Origin of the sequence: Streptomyces sp. 11x1 (assembly GCF_032598905.1) — a bacterium.
Classification (GTDB): Bacteria; Actinomycetota; Actinomycetes; order Streptomycetales; family Streptomycetaceae; genus Streptomyces.
Map to the genome: position 1 here is coordinate 134,558 of NZ_CP122458.1, position 21,380 is coordinate 155,937.

19 protein-coding genes are annotated in these 21,380 nt (G+C 71.2%); 3 read left to right on the forward strand and 16 right to left on the reverse strand.

Annotated features, from left to right (window positions below):
* Nucleotides 1–2: 2 nt before the first annotated feature.
* The 16 genes from P8T65_RS00675 to P8T65_RS00750 form a co-directional block, all read right to left on the reverse strand.
* Nucleotides 3–2,960 carry a BTAD domain-containing putative transcriptional regulator gene (locus tag P8T65_RS00675; protein WP_316731444.1) on the reverse strand — a complete coding sequence of 986 codons (2,958 nt, stop codon included), beginning with the start codon at nucleotides 2,958–2,960 and terminating at the stop codon, nucleotides 3–5.
* A gap of 108 nt (nucleotides 2,961–3,068) precedes the next feature.
* Nucleotides 3,069–3,458: a nuclear transport factor 2 family protein gene (locus P8T65_RS00680; RefSeq protein ID WP_316723460.1), complete on the reverse strand. Its 390-nt coding sequence runs from the start codon at nucleotides 3,456–3,458 to the stop codon at nucleotides 3,069–3,071.
* Nucleotides 3,459–3,469: 11 nt separating this feature from the next.
* Nucleotides 3,470–5,086, reverse strand: coding sequence for an AMP-binding protein (locus tag P8T65_RS00685; protein WP_316723461.1), 1,617 nt, complete (start codon nucleotides 5,084–5,086; stop codon nucleotides 3,470–3,472).
* A 37-nt stretch (nucleotides 5,087–5,123) separates the two neighbouring features.
* Nucleotides 5,124–5,645 (reverse strand): flavin reductase family protein, encoded by a 522-nt coding sequence (locus P8T65_RS00690; protein ID WP_316723462.1) that lies wholly within the window; start codon nucleotides 5,643–5,645, stop codon nucleotides 5,124–5,126.
* A gap of 10 nt (nucleotides 5,646–5,655) precedes the next feature.
* Nucleotides 5,656–7,212, reverse strand: coding sequence for an amino acid adenylation domain-containing protein (locus P8T65_RS00695; protein ID WP_316723463.1), 1,557 nt, complete (start codon nucleotides 7,210–7,212; stop codon nucleotides 5,656–5,658).
* Nucleotides 7,212–8,195: a hypothetical protein gene (locus P8T65_RS00700; RefSeq protein ID WP_316723464.1), complete on the reverse strand. Its 984-nt coding sequence runs from the start codon at nucleotides 8,193–8,195 to the stop codon at nucleotides 7,212–7,214. The genes P8T65_RS00695 and P8T65_RS00700 overlap by 1 nt, the downstream gene beginning before the upstream one ends.
* On the reverse strand, nucleotides 8,192–8,794 hold the full coding sequence (locus P8T65_RS00705; RefSeq protein WP_316723465.1) for a 4'-phosphopantetheinyl transferase superfamily protein: 603 nt from the start codon (nucleotides 8,792–8,794) through the stop codon (nucleotides 8,192–8,194). Before P8T65_RS00705 ends, P8T65_RS00700 begins: the two co-directional genes overlap by 4 nt.
* Nucleotides 8,791–9,903 (reverse strand): acyl-CoA dehydrogenase family protein, encoded by a 1,113-nt coding sequence (locus P8T65_RS00710; protein WP_316723466.1) that lies wholly within the window; start codon nucleotides 9,901–9,903, stop codon nucleotides 8,791–8,793. Before P8T65_RS00710 ends, P8T65_RS00705 begins: the two co-directional genes overlap by 4 nt.
* The gene (locus P8T65_RS00715) at nucleotides 9,896–11,098 is read right to left on the reverse strand and encodes an acyl-CoA dehydrogenase family protein (protein WP_316723467.1); all 1,203 of its coding nucleotides are present in this window, start codon (nucleotides 11,096–11,098) and stop codon (nucleotides 9,896–9,898) included. The genes P8T65_RS00710 and P8T65_RS00715 overlap by 8 nt, the downstream gene beginning before the upstream one ends.
* Nucleotides 11,095–11,352: a phosphopantetheine-binding protein gene (locus P8T65_RS00720; RefSeq protein ID WP_316723468.1), complete on the reverse strand. Its 258-nt coding sequence runs from the start codon at nucleotides 11,350–11,352 to the stop codon at nucleotides 11,095–11,097. The genes P8T65_RS00715 and P8T65_RS00720 overlap by 4 nt, the downstream gene beginning before the upstream one ends.
* Nucleotides 11,353–11,382: 30 nt before the next feature.
* Nucleotides 11,383–12,495 carry an acyl carrier protein gene (locus P8T65_RS00725; protein ID WP_316723469.1) on the reverse strand — a complete coding sequence of 371 codons (1,113 nt, stop codon included), beginning with the start codon at nucleotides 12,493–12,495 and terminating at the stop codon, nucleotides 11,383–11,385.
* Nucleotides 12,492–13,853: a TrpB-like pyridoxal phosphate-dependent enzyme gene (locus P8T65_RS00730; protein ID WP_316723470.1), complete on the reverse strand. Its 1,362-nt coding sequence runs from the start codon at nucleotides 13,851–13,853 to the stop codon at nucleotides 12,492–12,494. The genes P8T65_RS00725 and P8T65_RS00730 overlap by 4 nt, the downstream gene beginning before the upstream one ends.
* A complete protein-coding gene (locus P8T65_RS00735) occupies nucleotides 13,850–14,134 on the reverse strand; it encodes an acyl carrier protein (protein WP_316723471.1) in 285 nt (94 codons plus the stop codon). The genes P8T65_RS00730 and P8T65_RS00735 overlap by 4 nt, the downstream gene beginning before the upstream one ends.
* A gap of 58 nt (nucleotides 14,135–14,192) precedes the next feature.
* Nucleotides 14,193–15,467, reverse strand: coding sequence for a glutamate-5-semialdehyde dehydrogenase (locus P8T65_RS00740; RefSeq protein ID WP_316723472.1), 1,275 nt, complete (start codon nucleotides 15,465–15,467; stop codon nucleotides 14,193–14,195).
* On the reverse strand, nucleotides 15,464–16,204 hold the full coding sequence (locus P8T65_RS00745) for an SDR family oxidoreductase (RefSeq protein WP_316723473.1): 741 nt from the start codon (nucleotides 16,202–16,204) through the stop codon (nucleotides 15,464–15,466). Before P8T65_RS00745 ends, P8T65_RS00740 begins: the two co-directional genes overlap by 4 nt.
* A 311-nt stretch (nucleotides 16,205–16,515) precedes the next feature.
* Complete coding sequence (locus P8T65_RS00750) at nucleotides 16,516–17,061, reverse strand: CGNR zinc finger domain-containing protein (protein ID WP_316723474.1); 546 nt, start codon at nucleotides 17,059–17,061, stop codon at nucleotides 16,516–16,518.
* 161 nt (nucleotides 17,062–17,222) lie between these two features.
* On the opposite strand from P8T65_RS00750, the gene P8T65_RS00755 reads away from it, so the two are divergent.
* The 3 genes from P8T65_RS00755 (at nucleotide 17,223) to P8T65_RS00765 (ending at nucleotide 21,320) form a co-directional block, all read left to right on the forward strand.
* Nucleotides 17,223–18,518, forward strand: coding sequence for an MFS transporter (locus P8T65_RS00755; protein ID WP_316723475.1), 1,296 nt, complete (start codon nucleotides 17,223–17,225; stop codon nucleotides 18,516–18,518).
* Nucleotides 18,519–18,679: 161 nt separating this feature from the next.
* On the forward strand, nucleotides 18,680–20,062 hold the full coding sequence (locus P8T65_RS00760) for a lysine 2,3-aminomutase (protein ID WP_316723476.1): 1,383 nt from the start codon (nucleotides 18,680–18,682) through the stop codon (nucleotides 20,060–20,062).
* Nucleotides 20,055–21,320, forward strand: a complete 1,266-nt coding sequence (locus P8T65_RS00765; protein WP_316723477.1) for an aminotransferase class I/II-fold pyridoxal phosphate-dependent enzyme — start codon at nucleotides 20,055–20,057, stop codon at nucleotides 21,318–21,320. The genes P8T65_RS00760 and P8T65_RS00765 overlap by 8 nt, the downstream gene beginning before the upstream one ends.
* The last annotated feature ends 60 nt before the right edge of the window (nucleotides 21,321–21,380 follow it).

Genomic DNA, 21,380 nt, shown 5'->3' on the forward strand with positions numbered 1-21,380 from the left:
GGTCAGCGGCCTGCGGATCCCAAGGCCGTGCCACTTGATCCGAATCCGACGTAGGGCGGGTGTGCCGAGTGCTCGGCCTCCAGCTGTGCGAGTTCCAGACGGACCTCCGCCGCGCCCACCCTGTCCATGGTTCGCTCTCGGATGGCCAGCACCTCGTTCAGCAGCCGTTGCGCCGTGGAAATCCGGCCCAAGCAGGCGTTGACGGTTCCCAGGCGATGCAGGGTCCGGGATTCACCGGCGATGTCCCCGCGGGAGCGCACCAGTTCCAGCACGCCGCGCAACTGGCCTTCAGCCTCCTGATAGCGTCCGCGGCGCTGCATGAGGTCGCTCATGACGAACCTGACCTGGCTCTCCATACGACGGCTTCCAGTGTGCTGGGAGATGTCCAGCGCCTCGTCGAGCAGATTCTCCGCGTCGTCGAGGCAGCCCTGCTCCAGGGCGAGGCGGGCGAGGTGGGCCAGGGTGTTGGTCTGGCCCACCAGGTCGCCCACGGCCTGGAAGTCCGCGACTGCCTGGCGGTGCAGCGCGAGGGCTGCCTGCTCGTCCCCCTGGCGCTGGGCCAGCAGGGCCAGGTTACGCCGGGTCAACGCCAGCCCATGGGTGTCGTGCAGCGAGGCGAAGCACTCCTGGGCCGGTTCCAGCAGGGCGCGGGCGGCGGTGAACTGGGCACGAGTCAGGCACAGCGAGCCCATGGAGCACATGATGGCCGCCCGCCCGCGGAGCAGCCCCGCGCTGGATGTCGCCTCCAGGGCTTTCTCATGCGTGCGCTGCCAGTCGTCGAAGTAGCAGCGCGACTCGAACATCGTCACGAGGGTGACAGCGAGGTTCCAGCACGCCTCTGTCTGTCCGGCCGCGGCGGAGAGGTCCACGATGTGGCAGAGGTTGGCCCGTTCGTTCTCCAGCCAGCCCATCGGGTCGCGAAGCAGTTGGTCGACCTGTGCCCCGGGCATGTGCCAGCGTGGCGCCTGCCCGTGCAGGATGGCGAAGTCGCCGCCGTAGAGTCGGCGGTGGGCCTCGTCCGCCAGCGCCAGCCAGCCTCCGACGAGCCGGGTCAGCGCGAGGTCTGCCCCATCCTCGTCCCGGTACCGCTCCAGCTCCTCCCGGGCGAACAGCCGCACCAGCGACTGCAACCGGTAGTGCGGCTCTCCCGGCGCCCCCGTGCTGTCGATCTCCAGCATCTGGGCATCCACCAGCGACTCCAGCAGGTCGCCGGCGCTGTACAGGTCGGTGTCCAGCAGGGCGGCCGCCACCCAGGTGGGAACCGAGCCGCCGTCTTGCAGGCTCAGCAGCCGCAGCAGGCGGCGGCACGCCTCGGTCAGGCCGTCGTAGGTGAGGGCGAGGCTGGAACGGACGACCAGCTCACCGTGGGACAGCTCGTCCAGCCGGCGCCGTTCGTCGGAGAGCCGGTCCCGCATCCATTCCAGCGACCAGTTGGGACGCGCGGCGAGCCGGGCGGCGATGATGCGCAGGGCCAGCGGGAGTCGCCCCACCATGCGCACCAGGTCCTGGGCCGCGTCCGGCTCCGCCGCTACTCGGTCCGCGCCGACGACCGCGGCCAGCATCTCGATCGACTCCTCCGGGTCGAACACGTCCACGTACAGCGACCGGGCTCCCGGCAGGCCGGTGATGCCGGAGCGGCCGGTGACGATGACGGAGGAAGTGCCGTTGCCGGGCAGCAGGTGGCGCACCTGGTGGCTGCTGGAGGCGTTGTCGAGGACGATCAGCGTCCGTTGGCCGGCCAGCAGGCTGCGGTACATCTCGGCTCGTTCGTCCAGCGGTTCGGGTATCTGCGCGCCGGGTATGCCCATGGCGCGCAGGAACCGGCCCAGCGCGTCGAGGGCCGTGGCCGGCGAGGACCCGGCGTCGGCCAGGTCGCAGTAGAACTGCCCGTCGGGGAACTCGTGCATCAGCCGGTGGCCCAGGTGCACGGCGATCGTGCTCTTCCCCACCCCGGAAGGGCCCGCCAGGACCAGTACGGGGGTGGGCCGGCTCTCCCCGCCCGCCAGGAGCACGTCCTTCGCCGTTGCGACCATGCTGACGCGTCCGGTGAAGTGCGCGTTGTCGGGCGGCAGTTGGAAGGGCACGACCCGCCCGGACGGTTCCGGGGGCTCGGCGGCGGGAGTGGGCGCCGACGCCGGGTCCGGCGCGGGGGTGACGGGCGCGATGCCGGGGACGGAATCCGCGTCCGGGTGCCGCAGTTCCGGGTCGCCCGCCAGGATCGCCGACTCCAGCCGCCGCAGTTCGTCGCCCGGTTCGATGCCCAGCTGGTCCACGAGGATCGCCCGGCCGGCCCGGAACACCTCCAGTGCCTCGGCCTGCCGGGCCGACCGGTACAGGGCCAGCATCAGCCGCGCCCGCAGTCCTTCGCGTAGCGGGTACTCGGCCACCAGGGCCGAGAGTTCGGGAACGACCCGGGCGTGCCGGCCGAGCCGGAGTTCCAGGTCGGCGTACGTCTCCAGATTGATCAGCCGGTACTCGTCGAGCTGTGCGGCCATCGACTGGAGTTTGTGACTCCGGGTCCCGCTCAGCGCGGGGCCGCGCCACAGATCGGCCGCTCTTCGAGTGAGAGCCGCGGCCTCCTCCAGGCTGCCCGACTCGGCCGCCTCGTGGGCCTCTTTGCGGTACCGGGAGAACAGCGCCGCGTCCAGTCGGCCACCGGTGACCTCCATGGCATATCCGGGCTCCCGGGTGAGCAGACTCGTGTGCTCACCGATCACGGCGAGATTGGTCCGCAGGGCGGATACGCACGTCTGCACCTGCGTACGCGCGGTCGCGGGAGGCGCGTCGCCCCAGATCGCGTCGACAAGGCTTTCGGTGCTGACGACTCGGTTCGCCTCGAGAAGGAGCGCGCTCAGTACGACCTGTTGCCGACCTCGGGGAATACGACACACCGCGCCCGACGCTCCCGTAACCTCAAGTGGCCCGAGGACACGGAATACAGGGCTGTCGGTAGTCGGCATTATCGGATCCCCCCGGTCGAATGCGATGATCGTCAAGCTAACACGGTACCGACATCCGGTCGGCAAGCAGTCGGTGATCCGGATCCCCGCGCGGACCTGGCCTTCTGTTCAATTGACCTCCATGGCCTGATCAGCGGAGATGTGCGATACATATGTCCGACAAGAGGAGATCAGGCCAGATTTTGACAGAGTAAAGATGGCCGCGAAATCGGTTTCCCTAACGGGTTCCTGACGGGTATAGATAATGCCGGTCGCCACAATGCGTGGTCCAGCGACCCACACGTCTTCCACGGAGTACCGGAACTGCCGGCTCGTTTCCGCCGCAATCACCCCGTCGCGCCCGCGGCCCGCGGTGCCGTGCGGACCCTGCACGGTGACGTCGTCGGCGAGGAGCGATGCGAAGGCGTCGTAGTCACCGGCGTTGAGATAGGCGTAGCTCAAATACACCTGCTCGCCGGGCACCCCGTGCGCCGATCGGTCGGGTGGGTCCGTCTCCACGTCCCACACGGTCAGGCCACCTCGGCGAGACGGGAGGCCAGCGCCCGGCGGTCGGCCTTGCCGTTCGGGGAGACAGGCAGCGCGGCGAGGAAGTGGAACTCGTCGGGGACCATGTAACTCTGCAGTGCCTCGGAGCAGAACGCGGTCAGCCGGCCGTCGGCCGGGAGGTCCGTGCCGTCCCGGGTCACCAGACATGCCACGAGCCGGAGTTCGAGCCCTTCTCGCTCGACGAGCAGCACCACGGCCTCGGCCACCGCGGGGTGGTCCCGCAACCTGCGCTCCACCTCGCCGAGTTCGACGCGGTTGCCCCGGATCTGCACCTGGGAGTCCAGGCGTCCGCAGAAGTAGAGCTCGCCCTGCGGTCCGCGATACGCCAGGTCGCCGGTCCGCAGCACCAGCTGGCCCGAACGCTGCTCGGCCGGGTCGGGAACCCGGGCGGCGGCCGAGGCCGCGGGGTCGTCCCAGTAGCCGGTGAACAGCGCCGGGGTGCGCAGATGGATCTCGCCGAGCACCCCGGGCTCTTCCAGGACGGCGCCGGACTCGTCGACCAGGAGCATCTCGGCGCCCGGGTGGGCGTAGCCGATGGACAGTTTCTCCAGATCCGCCGGCAGCGGCCGCGGCACGTCCGTGAAGGAGCACGCCATCGACTCCGTCGCGCCATAACAGTTGATCAGCCTGGCCTGCGGCAGCAGTTCCTGGAGGCGGCGCAGTTCGGGCAGGGGGAAGTCCTCGCCGCAGAAGAGCACTCCGCGCACCCCGGTGAGTGCGGCGATGCCGTCCGGGAGGTGCCGCAGGCTCTGCCGCCAGATCGACGGCACGCCGTTGACCTGGGTGGCCCCCGTGTCGGAGAGGACCCGCAGGAACCGGTTGGGCCAGCGCAGCAGGCCGCGCGGCACCGGCACCACGGCGGCTCCGCTGCCCAGGGCGAGGCCGATGTCCAGCAGCGAGAAGTCGAACTGGAGCGGGGAGGTGGTCGCGACCCGGTCGCCCGGGCCCACGATGCCCTGGGTCAGCATCCCCCGGTAGAAGGAGGTGACGGCGTGGTGGCTCATCACCACGCCCTTCGGGCGTCCGGTGGTACCGGAGGTGAAGATCATGTAGGCGGTGTCCGTGGGGCAGAGCTCGGTCCGCCGACGGGTCCGCGGGCGCGGTGCCCGCTCCACGGCCAGCCGGCCGGACCCGAACCTGGCCAGGCCGGCCTCCGCGGGAACGCCCTCCCGGGCTCCTTCCTCGGTCTGCAGGTGCAGGGCGGCTCCCGTGGCCTCCATGATGGTCGACAGTCGCTGGTCCGGGGTCTCGGGGCTGACCGGCACGAACGGCAGTCCCGCCATCGAGCAGGCGAGGAACATGGCGATGGCGTGCGCCGAGGTGTGGGACTCGAGGATCACCCGGTCCCCGATGTCGAGGCCCAGCGCGCGCAGATCCGCGGCGTACGCCCGGGCGAGGTCGCCGAGTTCCTGATAACGGGTGGTACGCACGCTGCCGTTGGCCACGAACTCGACGACGGCCGGAGCGTCCGGGTCCACCGCCGCCTTGGACAGCAGTAGGGAATGCAGCAGTTCGTGGTGGGCGGTGGTCTGGCCCGCCGCGGCGTGGGCGACCGCGGCGGAGGCTGCGGAAGGGGTCACGTGGCAGCTCCTGTACGAATCGTAGAGGTCACGGGGATCACAGGGAGGGGAACTCCGCCCGGGCAAGCCGGTGCGCCTGTCCGTCCAGCAGCACCATGGGGTCGTCGTCGGAGCACTCGGCCCGTTCCGCGGTGCCGATCAGGAGTGTGTGGTCGAACACCTCGATGGTGTCGCGCAGCCGGCACACGACGGTGCTCGGGCAGCCGTCCAGCACCGGCACGCCATCCCGGCGGGAGTGCGGGACTCCGTTGAAGCGCCGGCCGGGGTCCCCGGTGGCGAACCGCTGTGCGTAGCCGCGCTGTTCCCAGGACAGGACGTTGACGGCGAAGCTACCGCAGGCGCGGACATCCTGAAGCGTCCGGCCCTCGCTGCGCAGCGACACGATGACGCTGGCCGGGGCCAGGGACAGGGAGAGCACGGCAGTGGCGGTGCACCCGGCGGGGCCCGTGGGCGACTCCGTGGTGATCACCGTCACGAAGGTGGGGAAGCGCCCCATGACACGCCGGAAGGTGCCCTGGTCCAGCGAGGTGACGGCGGGGATAGTCGTCTCGATGGTCATGGTCCGCCTATCAGGCCGCTGTCGATCGGGGCAAGGAGTCGACGAGCGCGACTCGGTCGACCTTTCCGTTGGCGTTGAGGGGCAATACCTGTACGAAGTCGAGGCCAGCGGGCACCATGTAGGCGGGCAGCCTGGCCCGCAGGACGTCGAGCAGGCGTGCCGGGTCGCCCGGGCCGCCCGCGCACACGGCGCGCAGCACCGGCTCGCCCTTGCGGCCGGGTACGGCCACCACGACGGCGTCGGTCACGCCCGGCTGGCGCATCAGCAGGGACTCGATCTCCCCGAGTTCGACCCGGTAGCCGTGGAGCTTCAGCTGGTGGTCGAGCCTGCCCAGGTGCACCAGCACCCCGTCGAGTCGCTTCACCCGGTCTCCGGTGCGGTACCAGTGCTCGGCGGTGACCGGTCCGGTCCCGTCGTACACCGTGGCCCGTCGGCCGTCGAAGACCAGGAACCGGCCCGCGTTGTCCGCCGGGTCGAGATAGCCGGGGAAGCGCTGGGTGCCGCGTACGCACAGCTCCCCTTCTTCGGCCGGGCGGCCCTCCTCGTCCAGGACGAGGTGCTCCTGGCCGGGGTACGGCGTGCCGATGGGCACGGTCCCGTTGCCGGTGTCCGGCCAGTCCTGCACCCGGTCCGGGAGCCGGTACTCGGTCCAGGTCACGGTCATCTCGGTCGGCCCGTAGATGTTCTCCAGGGCACTGTTGGGGGCTGCGGCGCGCCAGGCCTCGGCGTGGGCCGTCCTGAGCGCCTCGCCGCAGAACAGGCTCCACCGCAGGCCGGGCATGGCGCCCGGTTTCAGGGCGCGCAGCCGCAGCGCGATGGCGGCGACGGACGGCACGGAGTTCCAGTGGGTGATGCGTCGCTGGTTGACGTACCGCACCGGGGAGAGCAGGTCATTGCGGGTGGGCACGACGAGCGTGGCGCCCGACCCCCAGGCCGCGAACATGTCGTACACGGACGGGTCGAAGGTGAGGTCGAAAGTCTGCGAGACCCGGGCGGCGGGACCGAGACCGTACCGGGGAATCACATGCCCGAGGTAGGCGGCGACGTTGTCGTGGGTGACCGGGACGCCCTTGGGACGCCCGGTGGACCCGGAGGTGAACAGGATGTAGGCCAGGTCGGTGCCGGCGACGTCCGCCTCCGGCAGCCGCGGGGCGGGGCCAGCGGAGCGGGCGAGGAGAAGCGGGTCGATCAGCGGCAGCACCGGTACGGGCAGTTCGTCCAGCCCGGGCAGAGCGGCGTCCGCGACCACCAGGTCCAGGTCCGCCACCTTGGCCACCTCGCTGTTGCGGGCAGTGGGGAAGGCCGGGTTCAGCGGTACGACGGTGGCTCCCAGCCGGGCGATCCCGAGGTAGCCGGCATAGGCCAGGATCGAGCGAGAGGCGAGCAGTCCCACTCGGGCGGGCGGGCGGCCGTGCCGGCCGAGGATCTCGTCGGCGACGATGTCGGCGAGGGTGGAGAGCTGCGCGTAGCCGAGGTGGTGCCCGTCCACCTCCAGGGCGGTGCGGGTGTCCGCGTACCGTTTCGCGGACCGCGCGAACCAGTCGTGGAGCCGGGGTTGGTGGGACATCAGCTCTGTTCCTCCATCTTTACGCGGGTCATGGTGGCGACGACGTCGGCGAAGGCCTTGGCGATCACGCCGGGCCGGGGACGGCGGCGTTCGGCCGAGGTGACGGCGAAGCGAAGGGAGCGCGGCAGCTCCCCCCAGCTGGCCGCGGCGGCCTCGGCCGCCCGCGGCGAGACCGCACCCGTGCGCGCCAGGAGGTTCAGCCGGAGCCGCTGGTGCCGGGCGGCGGCCCACAGGTCGTCGGCGTGGGCTGCCAGCAGCGCCGGGTCCGCGCCCAGCCGGTCGGCGACGAACTCCAGGACCTCCAGCGGCCGGTACAGCCACCGGCCCACGGGAGGTGGGGTGGGCGGTGCCGAGTGCCGTACCAGCCACCGGTAGTGGGCGGGGTCCGGCAGCTCCGAGGCGTTGCCCAGCGCATGGACGTCCCGTAGCTCATACTGCGCGGGCAGCACGCCGAGCGGGGTGAGCAGCACGCGCAGGGCGGCGTCGTCGACGACCCCGGTGTACGCGTGCTGTTCGCCCTCAGGGAGCAGGGCGGCGAACCGGTCGGTCACGAGCCAGGTGCCGGGGCCGCCGGGCGCGGGCTCCAGCAGCACCCAGTGCGCCGCGGTGGACGTGCCGTATGCCGGGGACCAGGGCACGGTCCGCGTGTTGGCGACGGCCAGCACCCGGCCGTTGCGCTCGGCCTCCTCGTACAGGGCCGCGCGGGCCGCGGACCAGTCGGCGGCGCTGCGGTAGACCAGCCGGCCGGGGTTGGCCGTGCCGTCGACGCGGTGGTGGTGCGAGAACGCCAGCCGGCCGCTGGGATGGTCGGTGCGGACCGCCAGTCGGACCGCCTCGGCGAGCCGGTCGGTGACCTGCGGCAGCTCCGGTTCCAGGTACGCCACGAGGTTGGCCGTGTAGCAGCTCAACTCCGGTGCCGGCACATGGACCGCGATGCCATCGGCGGGAGCGTTCGACGGATCGTTGATCACGCTGTTGCTCATGCGGCCTCCCAGGCGCAGCTCAGGGGTGTCTCCGATGTCTCGCGCAGGCTGCGCCAGGTGAAGCCCTTCCAGGTGCCCGCGCTCTGGCCAGGGCTGACGTCCACGGTCCACGGGCCGCCGGCCAGACCGCTGCCCTCGGCCTTGACGCAGGCCTCCTGGGCCGTCCAGATCCAGGCGAACGCCAGCGAGCGTTCGGCGGCCGGCAGTGCGTTGAGGTTCTCGTGGCCGATGCGGACACACCGCCGTACGACACCGGGGTCGAGGTGCGCGACGGGCTGCTGGATGTCGATGCCGACGGCGCGGCCCAACCCCACGCACGCGGCGAAGTGGCCCTCGTCGTGGGCGATGCTGATGCCGAGGTCGGGCCGGTCGGGCAGCCAGGGCTTGCCGTTCGGTCCGGGTACCACCGGCAGGAGGGCGGCCTCGGGCACGACCTCGGCGAGCAGATGGCGCAGTGTGGCCCGGCCGGCCAGGAACTCCTGGGCCCGCCAGGTCGCCATGCCGGCCGCCGCCGCATGGTCGTCCGGGTGCCCGCGGGTGGCCGTGGTGCCTCGTCCCCACACGGCCCAGACATCGGGGGCTATCTCGATCGGTTTCATGCGGGCAACTCCGCAAGGAGTCCGTCGGCGGCCCCGGCAACGGTGCCGAGGACGATTTCTGTGGTGCCGCCGCCGATGCCCCACAAGGCGGCCTGCGCCCTCGTCCACTGGGCGCCGGCCGTAGTGAAGCCCTCGGCTCCGTGCAACTGGGCGCAGTCGGTGAGTACGGCCTCCACCGTGGTGGCCGCGGCGGCCTTGAGCAGAGCCGCGGCGGCGGTGTCCCGGTTGCCGGCGACGCGCTCGGCGAGCCGGTGCACGACGGCGTCGAGCTGGTGGGTGCGCAGCAGGGCGAGGGCGAACCGCTGCTGGATGCTCTCCAGCTGCCAGAGGTTTACGTCGCCGTGGGCGCGTTCCTCCAGCCGTGCTTTGGTCTGCCGGAGGGTACGGGCACACAGCGCCACCGCCCACAGGGCGCCGGCCAGGCGCTCGACCGCGATGTGCGAGGCGAAGGAGGTCAGTCCGCGCCCCACCCGCCCGACGATGTGCTCGCGCGGGAGCCGTACCCCGTCCAGCCGGATGTGTCCGGTACCGGAACCCTCGAACAGCGTCGTGTCGGCGGGCTCGATCGTCACCCCGGCCGCGTCGGCGGGCACGAGAACCCAGGTGAAGCTGGTGAAGTGCCGGCTCTCCCGGTGGCGGGCGAGTACCAGCAGGTGGTCGGCGTATGTGGCGCCGGCTATCCACCGTTTGCCGCCGGTCACCGTCAGCACGTCGTCCTCGATGGCCACTGTGGTACCGAGACCCGCGAGGTCGGCTCCCGAACCCTCGTCGGTCGCGGCCAGGGCGACGACCGCGGTGCCGGCGAGCGCGTCCCGAAGAGCGCGGGCGGCCGGTTCGCCGCCGAGGGCGAGCAGCGGTACGGTCGTGGCGATCTGGATGCACACCGGGAGCGTGGAGGCGATGCCGAAGCGGGCGTCCAGGTCGGTCATCAGCCGGTCGAGGTGGTCCGTGAGGATTCCGGCCGCCGGGTCGCCGTCGCGGTAGACGCCGGCCAGCTGGCCGGCCTCGCCGAGAGTCGCCCATATTGCGCGCCCGTCCGCCTCCATCGGCAGCCGACCGGAGTCGGAAGCCGTCGGTGGCGCGAGCCGTAGCAGGGCCTGTTCAGGCAAGACGTACCTCCGGGTCGAGCAGGGTGAGGCGGCCGTCGGCCTGGTGCAGACGGTCGTTGCTGTAGTTCATGGGTGCCGAGCGGAGGTCGCGCAGAGCGGCCTCCAGGCCGGTCTCCGAGTCCTTGAGGTAGCCGTCGCGCAGTCCCACGGCAGTGACCAGGTCGTCGACGGCCGCGTGGCACTGCTCCGAGGCGGTGATCTTCAACGCGTTGAGCAACAGCTGCATCCTCGGTTGGGACAGGTCCGCGGTGGCGCGTACCGCCTGCTCGGTGTGGCGGAGCAGGGCGTGCACGTTGTCGAGCTTCTGACGGGCGGCGGAGAGCCGGCCGAGCAGCAGCTCGGAGCCGAGGTCGAAGCGGCGTCGGCCGGCCGGGCTGCGCAGCATCCGCACGACCCGGGACAGGGCGCCGGTCGCCGTGCCGAGCCAGGCGGCGGACCATGCGAGGTGGGCGAGCGGTCCGAACACCTCGCCTGCGATGACGGAGAAGGCGCCGTGCTCGCCCACCACCTGATGGGCGGGTACATGTCCGGTGAGCCGGAGGGCGACGCTGTGGCTGGCCCGCATCCCCATGGGATTCCAGGCGCCGCTCTCCTCGATGGTGAGCTGGCCGCGGTCGGCGTAGATGAGCGAGACCTCGCTCGGCGAGGCGGCGTTAGGAGCCTGCACGGTGATGAGGAATCCGTCGGCGTGGGCCCCGCCGGTCACGATCGGCGCGAACCGGTCGATGCCGATGCCGGAGTGGTCGCTGCTCGCCGCCGACGTGGCGGTCAGCAGGTGGCCACCCTTGCCGGCCTCGGTGGTGACGGAGGCCAGGTAGAGCTCGCCGACGGCGATCCGCGGCAGCAGTTCGTCGCGCAGCCGGGGAGCGGCCTGTCCGGTCACCGCGGCGACCTGCTGGCAGTGCATGCCGAGGATCATCGCGACGGACATGTCGGCTCGGCCCAGCTCGATGCAGACGTCGAGGAGGTCGGTGAGCGTGCCGCCGAGTCCGCCGTGGTCGCCGGGCACGGTCAGGCCCAGCAGTCCGGTCTCCCGCATGGCGGCCAGCGCCTCCACAGGGAAGTCGGCGTCGCGGTCGTGTCGACGGGCGTGCTCGGCGGCGACGGCCGCCACGTACCGGGCGCGCTCCATGAGGGGCCCGTCGTTCGGGGCGCGGCTCGCGGTGCCGGGGGCCACGGCCTGGGTGGCGCTCATGCCGCGTCCGCCAGACCCTGCGCGCCGGCGGCCGCGGTGATGGATTTCCACAGCGTGCCGGCCGTGGCGAAGGTCGCGTCGTTCAGGTCCTCGTCGGGCAGGGAGATGCCGAAGGTGTCCTCGATGGCGAAGAGCAGTTCGATCGACTGCATCGAGTCGAGGCCGAGCCGGCGCAGGTCGGAGTCCTCGGTGAGTTCCTGGTCGCCCAAGTACTTGAGGAACGGGGTGAGCAGTTCGGTGAAACGGGCTTCCATGGTGATGCTCCTGTCGGACGTCGGGTCGGTTCAGCGGGTCCGGGCAGCCTGCGCGAGCCGGCACAGGTCGTCGATCCGGTGGAGGTTCTCCGGCAGCAGGTCCTCGGCGGCGAACTCGACGCCGAGCCGCTCCTCCAGGGCTTCGACGATCTCCACGACCTGGAAGGAGTTGAAACCGGGGATCTCCGTGAGGGAGGGTGCGGCCCGCACCGTGGCGGTGTTGGTGCCGAGCACGTCCGCCACGGTGTCGGTCACGCGGGCGCGCAGTGGGTCGGGGCCGGCGAAGACCTCGCGGTCGGCGCGCAGTGCGTCGGCCAGGTCGGTGAGGAGCCGGTCCGGTTCGGGGCGTCCGCGCTGCACTCGGCGCATGGCGAGGAACGCCTGCTCGGCGAGGCGGTCCAGCCGCTCCAGGTAGGCGGCGGTCTCCGGTCCGGTGGGCAGGCCCTCGCGTGCCAGGAAGGCGGCGTGCAACCGCCGGGAACGTGCCAGCAGCCATGTCTCGGTGGTCAACCGGTCGAGGGCGGCGAACCGGTCGGGGTGGTTGGCGTAAGCGGCGACGTAGGCGTCGATGTCGCCGTGTTCGGTGACGGGGGCGACCGCGGGCGCTCCAGCCGCGGCCGGCTCGAACACCACCACCAGCGAGGACACCGGCAGTTCGGACCAGTCCATCGTCCACTCGCCGGGGGAGGCCAGGCCCCAGGGGGTGTGGCTGTGGTAGGCGTCGACGATCAGTGCCCGGTCGCCCTCGGCGGCCACCAGGTAGCTGTGCTCCATGTGCCGCTGCCGGTGGTACGGCAGCCACGGCATGTCGTAGGTGTCGGCCATGACGTAGAGCGGGCCGTACTCCCGGGCCAGGGCGGCGAGTCGGGCCGGTGCGACCCCGTGCAGACGGAGGCGCTCCGTCAGGCCGATGTCCGCGACGGCGGCCAGCTGGTCGGCCGCGGCGGGCTCGACCGTGGGAAGTCCGTCCGGTCCGGTCCTGGGCGTGAACCGCAGTACGGCTCCGAGCGCCAGGTGGCTGCCGGGCCCGTGGTGACGGTCGGCGAGCACGGCCAGGTTGGACTGGACGCAGTCGAGGAGCTCGGCACGGACGGACGGCGCCGTGCGGTCGCGCCGCGGGGCGGGTTCGGTGGTCGTGGTCACCGCGGACCCCCGGCGAGCAGGGGGGCGGGGGCTCCTGTGCCGGCGGGGGTGAGCCCGGAGACGGCGCGCAGCAGCGCCTGCTCGCTCGGCGCCTCGTCACCGAGCTCGTCGTTCAGCAGCTGCTCGTATGCGGCGAGGTCGAGGTAGCCGTGGCCGCTGACGCAGACCAGCACGCCCTGCTCGGCCCGCATGCCGTCCGCGCCGGAGGTGGCGAGCTTGGCGGCCGCGGCGAGCGCGTGGCCCGACTCGGGCGCGGGGAGCACGCATTCGTTGCGGGTGAGCAGCCGGCCCGCGTCGAGGGCCTCCTGCTGGGTGACCGCGGTGGCGGCCACGTCACCGGTGTGCCGCATGGCGGAGATGATCTTGGCGGCGCCGTGGAAGCGCAGGCCGGCGGAGTGGGCGTCCGGGATCGGGTAGTCGCTTCCGATGGTGTACATCGCCTCCAGCGGCCCGGAGCCCGTCGCGTCTGTCTTGTCGTACGCGTACACGCCTCGGGTGAGCTTGGGCGCTGTCGAGGACTCGGCCGCGACCAGCGTGGGCGGCCGGGTTCCGGTGGACCGGGCCTCGGCGTGGAAGGGCAGGGCGATGCCGCCGAAGTTGGAGCCGGCGCCGACCGCGCCGACGACCATGTCCACCTGGCCGTCCAACTCCGCGAGCTGGCCCTGCGCCTCGATCCCGATGACCGACTGGTGCAGGATGCTGTACGTCTCTCCGCTGCCGATGCAGAACGCGACCCCGTCATGGGTGGAGGCGTACTCGACCGCCTCGCCGATCGCCAGCGCCAGGCTGTTGCCGATGCCCTCGCCGCGCCGGTCGGCGACCGAGGTGAGTCCGCTCGGGCTGGAGTGGATCTCGGCGCCGAGCATGCGCATGAGCACCCCGCGGTACGGTTTGCGGCGCAGGCTGGAGTCGACCATGAAGACTCGGCAGCGCAGTCCGAACAGCGCGCACGCTGCGGCCAGCGCGGTGCCCCACTGACCCGCTCCGGTACCGGTGACCAGCTCTTTCACACCGGCCTGCTTGTAGTAGTAGGCCTGCGCCAGCGCGGTGTTGAGCTTGTGGCTGCCGGAGATGTTGCCGCCCTCGTACTTCACGTACACGGGCACGCGGGCGCCGATGGCTCGCTCGAAGCCGGTCGCCCGCCACAGCGGGGTGGGCCGGAATTGGCGGTAGGCGTCGAGCACCGGCTCCGGGATCTTCCAGAACTCTCGCTCCAGGACGCTCTGCCGCACCAGTTCCATGGGCAGATTGACGCCGACGCCGTTGCCGGCCGCCGTCTCCGGGGTGAGGTCCGGGGGCATCGGCTCGGACAGGTGCGGCAGGGCGCTGCGCCAACTGGTGGGGAGCTCGACGGTCATCGGGTGGTCTCCGTGCCCGAGAGGACGACGTCGATGAGGTCGCCGACGGTCTGGAAGCTGCGCCCGACGAACAGGTCGTCGGGCAGGGTGGTGCCGAGTTCGTCCTCGATGCGGACGAGCATGCCCACGAAACCCAGGGAATTGACGCGCAGCAGCTCACCGACGAGCGGTTCGCTGTCGGCGATCGTGGCGGGGTCGATGGACAACCGGGATTCGGCGACGACGACCCGCTTGACGGTGTCACCGACCGTGGCCCGGTCAAGGTGCGAAACGGTGGTCATGACTGCCTCTCGCAGAGATGGATGGAGTGCTGGGGTGGGGTGTCTCGACGGGCCGAGCTCAGCCGCGCAGTTCGCCGTTGGCCTCGACGACCCAGGTACTGGTCACGAGGGCGCCCAGCGTCACCGGGCCCCGGACGTGCAGCCGGCCGGTGGCGATGGAGATCTCCGAGCCCAGGCCGAGCTTGGGGCCGTCGTGCAGCCGCAGCGAGCCGTTGACGACGATCATTGCCGCGTCCACCAGCCGTGCGAACTGCCGGGACACCTCGGAGTCCTGGGCGAGGATGCCCTCGGTGTGCCGTGAGCCGTAGGCGCGGATGTGCTCGGCGGCCTCGGCGAGACCCGGGACCGGCCGCAGTCCGATGACCGGGTCGAGGAACTCCCGACCCAGGTCGTGCGGTTCGAGCGGCTCGGTGCGCCAGGGCGAGTCCCCGCGGGCGGGCGGGCCCGCCATGGAGGAGTCCAGCCGGATCGTCAGCGGGGCCTCCTGCCGTTCGCACTCGGCGAGTAAGGCCGCCAGGTAGTCGGCCGCCACCTCCTGGTCGACCAGGACCATCTCCACCGAGGTGCATCCGGCCGGCTCGGGGACCTTGCTGTTCAGAGTGGCCCGGGCGGCCAGCGCCAGGTCGGCCGAGCGGTGCACGTACAGGTGGTTGACCCCGCCGCCGCTGGCGATGAGCGGGATGGAACTCGCCGTACGGCAGTACTCGATCAGGGAGGGGCTGCCGCGCGGGATGAGCACGTCCACCTGGTCCGGGCGGGCCAGCACGGCCTTCATCAGCGAGCGGTCCGGGTCCTCCATGACAGTGACCAGACCGGCCGGCAGACCGGCGGCGGTGAGGGCGGCCTCGATGGCCGTGGCGAGGGCGGCGTCGGTGGCCGCGCTCTCCTTGCCGCCGCGCAGGAGTACGGCGTTGCCGACGGCGACCGGCAGCAGTGCGCCGTCCACGGTCACGGTCGGACGGGCCTCGTAGATCATCAGCGCTACGCCGAGGGGCTTGGGCACGCGCCGTACGACGCCCCAGTCGCCCGCAGGGATGCCCTCGCCATCGGCGAGGACGACGCCGAGTTCCCGCTCCACGGCACCGGTGAGTTCCACCATGCGGTCGAGGTGCTCGTCGGTCAGTCGCAGGCGGTTGACGAGGGTGGGCGGTATGCCCCGCATTTCCGCGCGGGCGATGTCGGCCTGGTTGGCGGCCTGGATGGCGGGCCAGTGCTCCTTGAGCCGGAGGCAGAGTTCCTGGCAGTAGCGCACGTAGGCCGGATCGCCGAGCGGGGGCGCGGAGTCGAAGGCGGCGCGGGCCCGGCGGAGGATGAGGTCGGAGGTCTCGGTCACCACATGAACTGCCCACCGTCGATGATGATTTTCTGGCCGTTGAGGTAGGTGGCCGCCGGACCGACCATGAACTCCAGCGCGTCGGCGATGTCCTCGGTCGTCCCCATGCGATGGGTGGGGATCTCGTCCAGCGTCTGGGCCATCCGCTGTGGGTCGTCCAGGCGCCAGCGCGTGCGCAGCTCCTCCGTGTCGATCATGCCGGGGATCAGGCAGTTGACCCGGATGGTGGGGGCCAGTTCAAGGGCGAGGCATTTGGTCAGCTGCAGCAGGCCGGCCTTGCTCGCGCAGTAGTTGGCGCCGTCGACGCGTGGGCGGATCCCGGTCGTCGCCCCGACGTTGACGATGGATCCGCCGCCGGCGGCGAGCATCGCGGGGGCCAGCGCCCGAATCAGCCAGAACGGCCCGGACAGGTTGGTGTCCAGGACTCGGCGCCAGTCCTCGTCGGTGAGTTCGAGGAAGGAGCGGTCGCGGTTGAGGCCCGCGTTGTTCACGAGGACGGCGGGAGTGCCGTGCTCGCGCAGGACGGTGGCTGCGGCGTCGGCCACCTGCTGGGCGTCGGAGAGGTCGGCGCGGATCGCGGTCAGATGGCCGGCGTTGTCCCGCTCCGCCTTCTCGGCCGCTTCCCGGTCTGCCCCGTAGAAGGCGACGACGTGATGTCCCATTCGGATCAGGCGCCGGCTCAGAGCCAGTCCGATTCCTCTGGTCCCGCCGGTGACAACGGCGAGTTTATCCGCCATTCCGGACTCCTTGTCATGGCGTGCGTGGAATTCATTCGGGATGCCGAATGAAGCACGGCCATGCTACGGAGATCGACTCCATCACGGTCAAGGTAATGCGAGGGCGAGGCAATAGGGATGGCGGATGAGGTCATCATGACCGACCGCTGGGCCAGGTGCGCATGGATGCCGGCGATAAATCCGGGCGAGAGTCGAAGATATGCGCTGCCTGGGGTTATTCGCTTCCCCTATGGCCTCATGTGAATTCCCACGGAAGTCTTTGCCGCAATGGGCATCAAGCGCCGTACAGTTCGCGCGCGTGCCACGGGGCGTCACACGGTGAGGTCACGCTGCCGGGCGGCGTACCGCCGTGACTTCGTGCGGTTGCCGCACACCCGCATCGAGCACCAGCGGCGGCTGTGGTTCTTCGAGGAGTCCCAGAAGACCCAGCCGCAGGTGTGCTCGGCGCACCGCTTGAGCCGATGGACCTCACCGGTGAACACGACTTCCGCCCACGCGGCGGCGAGGCGGGCGAGGGCCGTCCGGGCCGGCGGGCCGCCCGGAGCGGGAACCAGAGGCGCGCGCGGGTCGCTTAGGCGGACCAGGAGCGGGACCTGGGACAGCGCCGCGTCGGCGACCGCGAGTCGATGCGGCGCGACGGGGTCGTCGGTGTCCAGAGCCTCGCGGATACCGGCCCGCAGGTCGAGGAAGCCCCGGTGGTCGTCGGCGGTCAGCCGGAGGGACGGCTCCGCCAGGCGCCGGCCGGTCAGCCAGCGCGCCAGTGCGTCGGTGGTCGCGACGTCGTCGTCACCGCTCTCCAGGTCGACGGTGTTGGTGAAGGCCTCGACCAACTCTGCGGCCGGGGAGGGTTGGAGCACGGACGCGCCGCCTTCCTGCTCGCTGTGGAGAACTGACGGGAGGTCCGATGGAAGACCCCGATGAGGCCATCGGACGTCGTGATGGCCCGATGTCCGAATGACGCTGCACCCCCACGATACCGCTGCCATACTGACCACCAAAAGGCTTTAGGAGGTTATACATGGACGTTGCGACGGACCAGCCCGCGCACGGAACGGTGGCCGGGCCGACGCCCGGGAAGGCGGCGCCCCGCGATCACAGCAGCCGCAACACCGCCGTCCTGGTGGGCTTCACCGCGATCACAAACCTGGCCGACGGCGTGACCAAGGTCGTCCTGCCACTGATGGCGACCGCACTGACTGACTCCCCCGCGCAAGTGGCCGGTGTGGGCCTCACCCTCACGCTGCCCTGGCTGCTCGTCGCCCTGCACGTCGGCGTCCTGGTGGACCGCTTCGACCGCCGCCTGCTGCTGTGGCTGGCCGACGGCGCACGCCTCCTCGTCGTCGGGGCGCTTCTCCTGCTGGCCCTGAGCGACAACGTGACCGTGCCCGCCCTGTACGCCGGAGGCCTCGCCCTGGGCGTCGCCGAGGTCGTCGCGCTGACCTCCGCAGCCGCCCTCGTCCCCTCAGCGGTGGCCCCGGCCGGCCAGGAACGGGCGAACGCCTGGGTGGCCGGCGCCGAGACCGCCTGCAACGAGTTCTGCGGCCCGTTCGTCGGCGGGCTGCTGGTGGCCGCCGGCGCCAGTGTGGCGCTCGGCTGGACCGCGGTGGGCTACCTGATCGGCACGCTGATCCTGATCCTGCTCGTCGGCCGTTTCAAGCCGCAGTCCGACGACATGCGCCCGGCCGGTTCCGTCAACCAACGCATCACCGAAGGCCTCCGCTTCCTCTGGCAGCAGCGGCTGCTTCGGCTGATGGCGCTCGCCCTGACCGTGCTCTCCGCCTGCTGGGGTGCCTGGCTCGCTCTGATGCCGCTGCTCGCCACCACGCTGATGCACCTCGACGCGCGCGAGTACGGCATCCTGCTCAGCGCGCTCGGCGCCGGCGGTCTGGTCGGCGCGCTCACCGTCACCTCCGTCAACCGACTGCTCGGGCGTCGCTGGGCCATGTTCGCCGACCTCCTCGGAACCGCCGCCATGGTCGCCACTCCGGTGATCACCACCAATCTGTGGGTGGTGGCGGGTGGCGCCTTCCTGGGAGGCATGGGCGGCATCCTGTGGACCGTGAACGCGCGCACCATCGGCCAACGCCTCGTCCCGGACGCGATGTTCGGCCGCTACAACGCCGCGGCACGGCTCTTCAGCTGGGGCGCCATGCCGCTCGGTGCGGGCCTCGTGGGCGTGCTGGCCGAGTGGTTCGGCATGCGAACCGCGTTCGCCGTATTCGCCGTGGCAACCGTCCTGACCATCGTTCCCTTCCTGCGTACGGTGACCCCCGCCGCGCTCGCGGAGGCGGACGCGGTGCCCGCGCACGACTGACCCGTGTGCGTCCCGCTCGTCCGCCCGCCCCTGCAAGCCGTTTATCAGGGCATTCGAAGGCCCTATCGGCCGGCTGCCGAACTTTCTGTTCCAGCTGGCTGCCGACAGCCTACGATCAAGGAAATTGCTCGGGTCAGCTTCCTTGAACCGGAGGAACTTGCATGCCTTTTACGCCTCCCGCTGCCATGGAAACGGAAAGGTTCCGGGCCTATGGTGCCCGTCACGTGGACGAACTGAGCGCACGGTTCGGAATTCCTCAGCCAATCGCCAGGTCCATGAAAGCCCTCGCCGCCGTCCTGCCGTTCCGCGTCAACGAATACGTTCTCGCGAATCTGGTCGACTGGGACAACATTCCGGGCGACCCCATATTCCAGATGGTCTTCCCGCAAAGCGGAATGCTCCCGGCCGAGGATGAGCGGCGGCTCGCGGAGCTGGTGGACGACCCCGCGGCGAAGAAGGAGCTCCGGCTCGCGGTCCAACAGATCCGAGGCAGCCTGAACCCGCACCCCTCCGGCCAGAAGCAGCTCAACGTCCCCACCGAGGACGGGCAGGAGGTACCGGGATTGCAGCACAAGTACCGGGAGACCGTCCTCTACTTCCCGGGCCAGGGCCAGACCTGCCACGCGTACTGCACCTACTGCTTCCGCTGGGCTCAGTTCGTGGGTGACGCCGACCTGCGCTTCGCCGTTCCCGAGCCCAGCCGCCTGATCGACTACCTGGGCCGGCACCCGGAGGTCGACGATGTGCTCGTCACCGGCGGCGACCCGATGATCATGTCGACCGACCGGCTCCGCAGCCACCTCGAGCCCCTGCTCGACGTAACCACCGTCCGTACCATCCGCATCGGCACCAAGTCCGTCGCCTACTGGCCCCAGCGCTTCGTCACCGACTCCGACGCCGACGACGTGCTCCGGCTCTTCGAGAAGGTCGTCGCGTCCGGGCGCAACCTCGCGGTGATGATGCACTTCACCCATCCTCGCGAGCTGGAGTCCGACATCGCCCGCCGGGCCGTCGAGCGCATCCGCGCCACCGGCGCCCTCGCCTACTGCCAGGCGCCGCTGGTCGCTCACGTCAACGACGACCCGGACACCTGGAGCGCGACCTGGCGCGCCGAGCTGGCCGCGGGGGCCGTGCCCTACTACATGTTCGTCGAGCGGGACACCGGCCCGTACGAGTACTTCAAGGTGCCGCTCGCCCGCGCCCACGACATCTTCCGGTCGGCGTACCTGACCCTGCCCGGCCTGGCCCGCACCGTGCGCGGCCCGGTCATGTCGGCGACGCCCGGCAAGGTGGTCGTCGACGGCGTCACCGAGACGCCCGACGGACGGTACTTCCAGCTGCGCATGCTCCAGGCCCGCGACCCCCGGCTGGTCGGACGGCCGTTTCGGGCGCACTACTCCGAGACCGCCGCCTGGCTGGACGACCTGCGGCTGGCCGACGACACGCCCGCCGACATCGCCGCCGCGATCGGCGGCACCCTGCCCGCGGTGACCGACGCCATCGAGTCGGCGTCCTGGCTCAGCCCGGAGCTCGCCCGTGCCTGAGGCCTCCGTCTGGCGAACTTCCCCGAACCTCGCCCTCAACCAGCTGGTCGCCGACCGCCGCGCGGCCGGCCAGGACATCGTGCACCTCGCCTTCGGCGAATCCCGGCTTCCCGCCTTCGCACCGCTGGCCGCGCGCCTGGCCCAGGGTGCGGAGCACAACGCCTACGGGCCGGTGGCCGGTGGAGCGCCGGTACGCCGGGCCGTCGCCGGCTACTTCAGCCGCCGGAACATGCCCACCGAGCCGGAACAGATCGTCGTCGGCCCCGGGAGCAAGCCCCTGCTGATGGCCCTTCAGCACGTTCTGCCCGGTGACGTGCTGCTTCCCCGCCCCGCCTGGAACTCCTATGTTCCGCAGGTCCGGCTCGCCGGCAAGCGGGCGTACGAAGTGCCCATTCCGGCCGAGTGCGGCGGCATCCCCGACCCGGCCGCGGTGCGCGAGGTGGTGCGCGAGGCCCGCGCCGCGGGCGGCGACCCCCAGGTCGTCATCCTCACCCTGCCGGACAACCCCACCGGTACGCTCGCTCCTCCGGCGCAGGTCAGGGAGCTGTGCGCCGCGGCGGCGGAACTGGACCTCGTCATCGTGTCCGACGAGATCTACCGCGACATCGTCCACGATCCGGCCACACCGTTCCTCAGCCCCGCCGAGGTCGCCCCCGACCGCACCATCGTCACCAACGGCCTGTCCAAGACGCTCGCGCTGGGCGGCTGGCGCATCGGCGTCTGCCGCTTCCCCGGCAACGCTTGGGGAGCGGCCGTCCGGCAGGGCGTCGTCTCGGTGGCCAGTGAGGTCTGGTCGACCCTGGCCGGCCCCATGCAGGCGGTGGCGGCCTACGCGTTCGCGGAATCGGAGGATGTCCGCCGGCGGCTCGCCGCCAGCGCCCGGCTGCACGGCACCGTCGCCCGCGAGGTGCACCGGATCATGGTGAACGCGGGCGCCACCTGCCGTCCGCCCACCGGCGGCTTCTACGTGTACCCCGACTTCGAGCCGCTCCGCCCCCACCTGTCCTCGCTCGGCGTGACGGACTCGCCCAGCCTCCAGCGCCATCTCCTCGACAACTACGGGGTGTTGGTCCTGGGCGGTCACCACTTGGGCGACGACGAAGGGGCGCTGCGCTTCAAGGCCGCCACGAGCATGCTCTACGGCGACACGGCAGAAGAGCAGGAGCAGTCTCTGGCGGCGGCCGACGCACGAAGCCTGCCCCATGTCGCGGCCGTGCTGGCCCGACTTGAGGAAGCCTTCACCAAGCTGAGCCTCTAGGGAGTGCCCGCCGACCGCACGCCGTCCCCGGCCCGGGCGGCGCGGCATCCCTGGACCGAG